6 protein-coding genes are annotated in these 6,712 nt (G+C 56.9%); 4 read left to right on the forward strand and 2 right to left on the reverse strand.

The window, feature by feature from the left end; genetic code table 11:
• Positions 1 to 56 precede the first annotated feature (56 nt).
• The 3 genes from AC0B60_RS11075 (at position 57) to AC0B60_RS11085 (ending at position 5,451) form a co-directional block, all read left to right on the forward strand.
• Positions 57 to 1,235, forward strand: coding sequence for an efflux RND transporter periplasmic adaptor subunit (locus AC0B60_RS11075; RefSeq protein ID WP_465085852.1), 1,179 nt, complete (start codon positions 57 to 59; stop codon positions 1,233 to 1,235).
• The gene (locus AC0B60_RS11080) at positions 1,235 to 4,372 is read left to right on the forward strand and encodes an efflux RND transporter permease subunit (RefSeq protein ID WP_465085853.1); all 3,138 of its coding nucleotides are present in this window, start codon (positions 1,235 to 1,237) and stop codon (positions 4,370 to 4,372) included. The genes AC0B60_RS11075 and AC0B60_RS11080 overlap by 1 nt, the downstream gene beginning before the upstream one ends.
• Before the next feature lie 95 nt (positions 4,373 to 4,467).
• The gene (locus AC0B60_RS11085) at positions 4,468 to 5,451 is read left to right on the forward strand and encodes a lipid A deacylase LpxR family protein (protein ID WP_465085854.1); all 984 of its coding nucleotides are present in this window, start codon (positions 4,468 to 4,470) and stop codon (positions 5,449 to 5,451) included.
• Positions 5,452 to 5,494: 43 nt separating this feature from the next.
• On the opposite strand, the gene AC0B60_RS11090 is transcribed toward AC0B60_RS11085, so the two are convergent.
• Together AC0B60_RS11090 and AC0B60_RS11095 are read right to left on the reverse strand one after the other, a co-directional pair.
• Positions 5,495 to 5,923: a TetR/AcrR family transcriptional regulator C-terminal domain-containing protein gene (locus AC0B60_RS11090; RefSeq protein WP_465085855.1), complete on the reverse strand. Its 429-nt coding sequence runs from the start codon at positions 5,921 to 5,923 to the stop codon at positions 5,495 to 5,497.
• Between the two features lie 20 nt (positions 5,924 to 5,943).
• A complete protein-coding gene (locus tag AC0B60_RS11095) occupies positions 5,944 to 6,135 on the reverse strand; it encodes a helix-turn-helix domain-containing protein (RefSeq protein ID WP_465085856.1) in 192 nt (63 codons plus the stop codon).
• Positions 6,136 to 6,402: 267 nt separating this feature from the next.
• Between AC0B60_RS11095 and AC0B60_RS11100 the strand changes: the two genes are divergently transcribed.
• Positions 6,403 to 6,712 (forward strand): PaaI family thioesterase (locus AC0B60_RS11100; RefSeq protein WP_465085857.1); only part of this gene is annotated, 310 nt, incomplete at its 3' end.

The following is a 6,712-nucleotide window of genomic DNA, read 5'->3' on the forward strand; positions in this document are numbered from 1 at the left end:
TTTGCGATCTTAAGCGCAGATTCTTTTCAGATACACAATGTCAGGAGACCTCCCTCATGTGCTCACGTTCTGTAAAAACGTACCCACCCAGCCTGATTTGGCGACCGGTGCTATTCATGCTGTTTTTCGGGCTGGCGGCATGCAGCAGTAGTGAAGAGCCCAGTAATGGCGGACAAGGGGGGCGTGGTCAGCCGGCACCAACTGTGTCTGTGGAGGCGGTTGAGACCCGCGACGTGAAGGTCAGACAGGATTATGCCGGCCGGGCCAGAGGCGCGCGGGAGGTGGAAGTACGGGCGCGGGTTCAGGGTATTCTGGAAAAGCGTTTGTACGATGAGGGTCAGATTGTGGAAGAAGGGGCACCTTTATTCCGGATTGATCCACGCCCTTCCGAGGCTGCCGTTCAGAGCGCTGAGGCGCAGAAACGTGTGGCAGAAGCCGAGTTGCGCCAGGCCGAACGGGAATGGAATCGCATCGCCTCGCTTTATGAGCGTAACGCGGTGAGTGAACGCGATCGGGATACGGCCAGGTCGGAGCGTGAACTGGCCGAAGCAAATCTGGCGGTGGCTCAGGCAGCCCTGACCCAAGCGGAACTGGATCTGGGTTACACCGACGTCGAAGCGCCGGTATCCGGTGTGACCAGCCTTGAGGATCTGCCCGAGGGCAGCCTGGTGGAGGTGGGTACATTGCTCACGAGCATCGTCCAGCAGGATCCGATCCACGTGCGCTTCGCCCTTCCCGAGGACGATGCCAGCATCCAGCGTAAGGCCAGGCAAGCCATGGCCGGCGATGGCGAGCAGACGAGCATCCCCGCCATGCTGATCCGTTCGGACGGCAGCATCTATGAGCAGGAGGGTGAAGTGGACTTCACCGCCAGTACGCTGGATTCGCGTACCGGCAGTGTTTCGGCGCGGGCGGTGTTTCCCAACTCCGAGGGTCAGTTGATCCCGGGTCAGTTCGTGCGGGTCCGGGTCACACTGCAGGAGCTGGAGGACGTGGTCACCGTACCTGAAGACGTCATCAGCGAAGGTCCGGAAGGTGCGCAAGTCTACGTTGTGGTAGACAACAAGGCTGTTGCCCGCCCTGTGCAGCTCGGGCCTGTGGTGGATGGTCGGCAGGTGCTTCTGGCGGGTCTGGAAAGCGGCGAAAGATTGGTAGTTAACGGACACGTTAGGCTTCAGGACGGCACCAACGTGGAAGTGGATGAACAGGTCTCCGACGCAGGGGAGGCTGACTAATGTTGCGCTTTTTCATAGACCGGCCGATTTTTGCTTCGGTCATTTCCATTATTATTACCCTCGGTGGAGCTTCCGCCATTTTCGGTCTGCCGGTAGAGCAGTACCCCGACGTGGTCCCACCTCAGGTGCAGGTTGAGGGTTCTTTCCCCGGTGCCAGTGCCGAGGTGCTGGCTGATTCAGTTTTGGCGCCACTGGAGCAGGAAATCAATGGCGTCGACAATATGATCTATCTGGAGTCCAACAGCACCGACTCCGGCACCTTTCGGGTCACTGTCTCCTTCGATATCGGTACCGATCCGGACCAGGCCACCATTAACGTCAACAACCGCGTTCAGCAGGCTCTCGCTCAGCTGCCCCAACAGGTTAGAAATCAGGGCCTGAACGTTGAAGCACGCTCAACCTCGATTCTACAAGTCGTGACCCTGTCGTCCTCTGATGGCTCCATGAACGAGGTGGAGATCAGTAATTATGCCCTGCTCAACGTGCTGGATGAGCTGGTTCGCCTTCCGGGAATTGGCGACGCCTCTCTGTTCGGTGCCCAGGATTATTCCATGCGTATCTGGCTGCGCCCCGACAAGATGGCTCAGTACGAGCTGACGCCGTCGGATATTCAACGAGCCCTGCAAAGCCAGAATGCCCAATACGCAGCAGGTCGACTCGGTGCGCAGCCGGCGCCGGAAGGACAAGCCTTCACATATACCGTTACCACGCCTGGCCGCCTGACCACGCCGGAAGAGTTTGAACAGGTCATCCTGCGCAGCAACGAAGACGGCGCCGCTCTGCGTCTGGGCGATGTGGCCCGGGCCGAACTGGGCTCGCAGAGCTACGATTTCAGCGCCAACTACAATGGCGAAACCGCAGTGCCAATGGGGGTTTATCTGCAACCGGGAGCTAACGCGCTGGATGCCGCCGCCGAGGTCGAACAGGCCATGCGGGAAATCTCCAGCCGCTTCCCGCAAGGGCTCGAATACAGCATCCCCTATGACACCACCCGATTCATCGACATCTCCATTCAGGAAGTTGTTTCGACGTTCATGATCGCCATCGCTCTGGTGGTGCTGGTGACCTTCCTGTTTTTGCAGCACCTCAAAGCCACACTGATCCCGCTGGTGGCCATCCCGGTGTCACTGGTAGGCACCTTTGCGGGCATGCTGGCCTTCGGCTTTTCCATCAACCTGCTGACGCTGTTCGGGTTGATTCTGGCCATCGGGGTGGTGGTGGATAATGCCATTCTCATTATGGAGAACGCCGAGCGGCTGATGAAGGAGGAAGGAATGTCAGCCCACAAGGCCGCTGTGGAGACGGTCAAACAAGTCTCGGGCGCTGTCGTCTCTTCTACTCTGGTGCTGGTGGCCGTATTCGCGCCAGTGGCATTTCTCGGGGGGCTGACCGGTGAACTGTACCGTCAGTTTGCGGTGACCATTGCCGTGTCTGTTATTATTTCCGGTGTTGTTGCGCTGACCCTGACGCCTGCCATGTGCGCCATGCTGCTGGGCGGGCCGACCAAGACGCAGCCTGCCCTGTTCCGCTGGTTTGACGCCGGCTTTCAGAAGCTCACCAACGGTTTTGTGAAGATCGTGGATTGGCTGCTTCATCATGCCGTGGTCGGAGTGCTTCTGTTTGCTGCCATGATTGGCGGCACGCTTTTTATGCTTAACACCATGGCGTCCGGTCTGGTGCCGCAAGAGGATCAGGGCTTTGTGCTGGTGGCGCCCTCATTGCCGCCAGTATCGTCTCTCGACCGCACGGAGGCGATGCGCGACGACTTGACAGAGAACATACTGGCTTTGGAGGAAGTCAGTGATGTAGTCTCCTTCGCCGGTTTCGACATTATCTCCAGTGCGCTTCGCTCCAATGCCGGGGTTGCGTTTGTGACGTTGGAGGACTGGTCCGAGCGTACCGGCCCGGGAGAAGATGCGGCCAGTGTGGCTGGCAAAATCATGGGCCTCGGCGCGAAAATCAAGGAAGCCAACGTGATAGCCTTTACCCCGCCACCGATTCAGGGGCTGTCCACGACCGGTGGCGTAGAGGGCTATATTCAGGCTCGTGGTGGCCGCACGCCTAATGAGATTAAAGCAATGGCAGACCGGCTGACTCGGGCCGCAAATGAGCGTCCCGAACTGAGTAACGTGCGGGTGACTCTGGATACCGGGATTCCGCGTTATAGAGCCAGTGTCGACCGTCAGAAGGCGGAAGCCTCCGGGGTGCCGATCGACCAGATCTTCTCGACCATGCAGAGTACATTCGGAGCCCTTTACGTCAACGACTTCACGCTGGAAGGTCGTAACTGGCAGGTCAATCTGCAATCCGAGGGTGAGTTCCGCAGTCAGCCAGATGACTTGCGTAAGGTGTTTGTGCACTCAGAGTACAACGAGATGATCCCGCTGAGTTCGCTGGTCACCATGGAACGGACCAGCGGACCTGACATTCTCAACCGCTTCAACGTCTATCCGGCTGCAAAACTGCTGGCCAATCCCGGGCCTGGCTACACTACCGGTGATGCCCTTGCAGCACTGCAGGAAGTGGGCGAGGAGACTCTGGATCAGAACAGCCTGCTGGGCTGGATCGGTGAGGCGTACCAGCTGGAAAATGCCGGCGGGGCTGGCGGTGTGGCCTTCGGCCTGGGTTTGCTGTTGGTGTTCTTAATACTGGCAGCCCAGTATGAGCGGTTGGGGCTCCCGCTAGCTGTCGCTACGGCGGTACCGTTTGGCGTCTTCGGCGCTGCCGCGGCTTCGCTGTTGCGCGGTTTCCCCAACGATATCTATTTTCAGGTGGGCCTGTTGGTACTGATTGGGCTTGCGGCCAAGAACGCGATACTGATTGTCGAGTTTGCGGCCCAGAACCGTCGCACCGGAATGAGCTCTATTGAGGCGGCAAGTGCCGCAGCACGCCAGCGTTTTCGCGCCATCATGATGACCGCCCTGACGTTCATTGTGGGTTCGTTGCCGCTTGCCTTCAGCAGCGGTGCCGGTGCTGCCAGCCGGCAGGAAATTGGCACTGTGGTCGTGGGTGGTATGGTAGCGGCCAGCACGCTGGCGCTGTTTTTCGTGCCCCTATTTTATCGTCTGATTGAAGATAGTGGTGACTGGCTACAGTCAAAGCGCGGGAAGCAACAACCTCAGTCCGCCACCCAATAGTCCATCTGACGCTCAAGCGACCGGCCCATCGCCGGTCGCGTTTTAAAGTTGGCGTCTTTTGCTAAAAAACCTATCCCAAACAGGAACAACCTGTTTTGAAGTTGATATTTCTTATATGTTTACTCATTCCGTCGATTGCTGGAGCAAGCCCCGGGGGGCTGAGCATTGCCTGGGATAACGATCTGCTGACAGGCACAGATAAAGGGTATACGAACGGCCTCAGACTGACCTACTTGGGGGCAACCACTGAAAATGATGGTGACTGTGAAGCATGCTTGGCTCACACGGCCAAGGAGCGCTTGGACTGGTTGCCCGTCATCGGTCGAACGAGCAACGCCCATACGGTGACCTTCAGCCTGTCACAGTTCATGGTTACTCCAGAGAATATCCAGGCCACCGGCCCTATTTTCGAGGATCTTCCCTATACGGGTTATCTCTCCGCTTCTGGAACATTGTGGAGCTGGAATGCAAGATCACTGACCGGCTTTGGCCTGGCCATTGGTTTTGTCGGTCCAGATTCCGGTGCTAAGGCAATCCAGACCTGGGTCCATAAGTTTACCGGCAGCACCAGGCCAAAAGGCTGGGATAACCAGCTCGGCACCGATGTGATTGGAGAGGTTCACACCTTTCATGCCCGCAAACTTTTCCGCAAGAATATGGCCAACAGTCTTTCCCAGGAAATGGCATGGATGGCTGGCGGCAAGCTGTCAAATTTTATCAGCAGCGCGGAATTGGGCGTTTCATGGCGAATCGGCACGAACCTCCCCGCGAATTTCATTCCGGATTATGCCGGAGCCTCGTCTACTATAGGTTTGCCGGGGTCCCTGAATTCACCCGCCCCCGGATGGGCGTCCTTTGTAGGGATGGGCATTGAAGTCATACCCTACAGCTACCTGGAAGAGCAATCAGGTCGCTATGATTATGATCAGCGCCTACTGATCGGAGTGGCCGGCATAGGTATTGGCTGGCACGCGCCAGGGTTCAATCTGGCAATAATGTTAAGGGCAACGACGAGCCAGGATGAAACAAATAAAAATGCCTTTTCTTTCGGGACCGTTTCAGCAACGTGGGGTTTTTGATCTCAGTGTCTAAAACCTTAGGCAACATTAAGACGGCCAACTGTCAAAAGCCTGAAAGGTTGCTTGTAGCCGATGCTTGCGCATCCTGACTGATCACACCATCGATTGTAATTTGCCAGATAAAATCGCCAATGGCATCGAGTGTATAGGCACCCTTCGGATCGAACCACGTTGCAACCCAGTTGAGCGCCCCAAGGCCGATCAGGCGAAGTAGGCGTTCATCAACACCTTTCTGAATTACGCCTTGTTCCATCATCGTTTCTAGGATACCGGCCCAAAGGGACTCGTACTGATCCCGCAGTTCGATGATTTCCTCTCGTGCCTCTGGGCCTAGCGCACGCCACTCAAACAACAGTACGTAAACCGTGTCCGAATCAACCAATAAAGCATGCAGATGCGCATTGATACAGAGACGCAGTCTCTCCACCGGATCATCCGAGCTGGTTAGCGCCATTTCGACCTCTGCTGTCACCAGGTCGACTCCCCGTCGCATCAGCTCGACAAGGAGTGCTTCTTTGGTGCTGTAAGGTAGTAAAGGCTCCCCGGTAGCATGTCACAAGCCTCGGCAATCTCCTTGAGAGACGTCTTCTCGAAGCCTTTCTCACGAAAAAGCCGGGCCGCATTGGACAAAACATGGCCCTGATCGTCCAGCTTGCGTATAGGTGGGACCTGCCTGTTCACCATAGTTTTAATATCTCCTCCACTGGCCAGTGCATGTTCATCAGAGCGGCTGCTACCAGACCCTTCGCGCTGATGGTACGCCATTCCGCGGGTAGCCGCCATTTGCGTCAGCGTGCTCTTGACTTTTAGTTGGTTAACCAACCAAAATCGGGCAGCGACTTTTTAATCACCGAAGAAAAACGATATGGCGATTACCTATGGACAAGCACTGTTCCCGGTCACTGGTACTGTCACACCTATGCGAGAGGGCGAGCAGGCCGCGCAGATCCGATGATTGAGTCAAACAGGTTTCAGCACAGTGACGCCGTAGAGACTGCGTGGCATTTCACCGAACAAGTGCCCCACGGCAGGGATCTGGGTATGAAGGTCGTCCGTGTGGAGGACAACCAGGCTAGCATAGGCCTCTCCCCACAGCCGTGGATGTTCGCGGACGACGATGACCGCGAAGAAATCTGTACCAGCATACTGTATTCGCTGGCGGACTCAGCCTGTGGGCTGGCGGTGTTTGCAGAGGCTCAGGAGTTGACCCCCATCGCCACGCTGGATTTGCGCATGGATTATCTGCGGCCTGCCGACGGCG

This window comes from Marinobacter sp. V34 (assembly GCF_055524115.1).

Excerpts from the sequence above, each read along its gene's own strand:
- AC0B60_RS11075 (WP_465085852.1), top strand. The coding sequence starts at position 57 with ATGTGCTCACGTTCTGTAAAAACGTACCCACCCAGCCTGATTTGGCGA.
- AC0B60_RS11080 (WP_465085853.1), top strand. The coding sequence starts at position 1,235 with ATGTTGCGCTTTTTCATAGACCGGCCGATTTTTGCTTCGGTCATTTCC.
- AC0B60_RS11095 (WP_465085856.1), bottom strand. The coding sequence starts at position 6,135 with ATGGTGAACAGGCAGGTCCCACCTATACGCAAGCTGGACGATCAGGGC.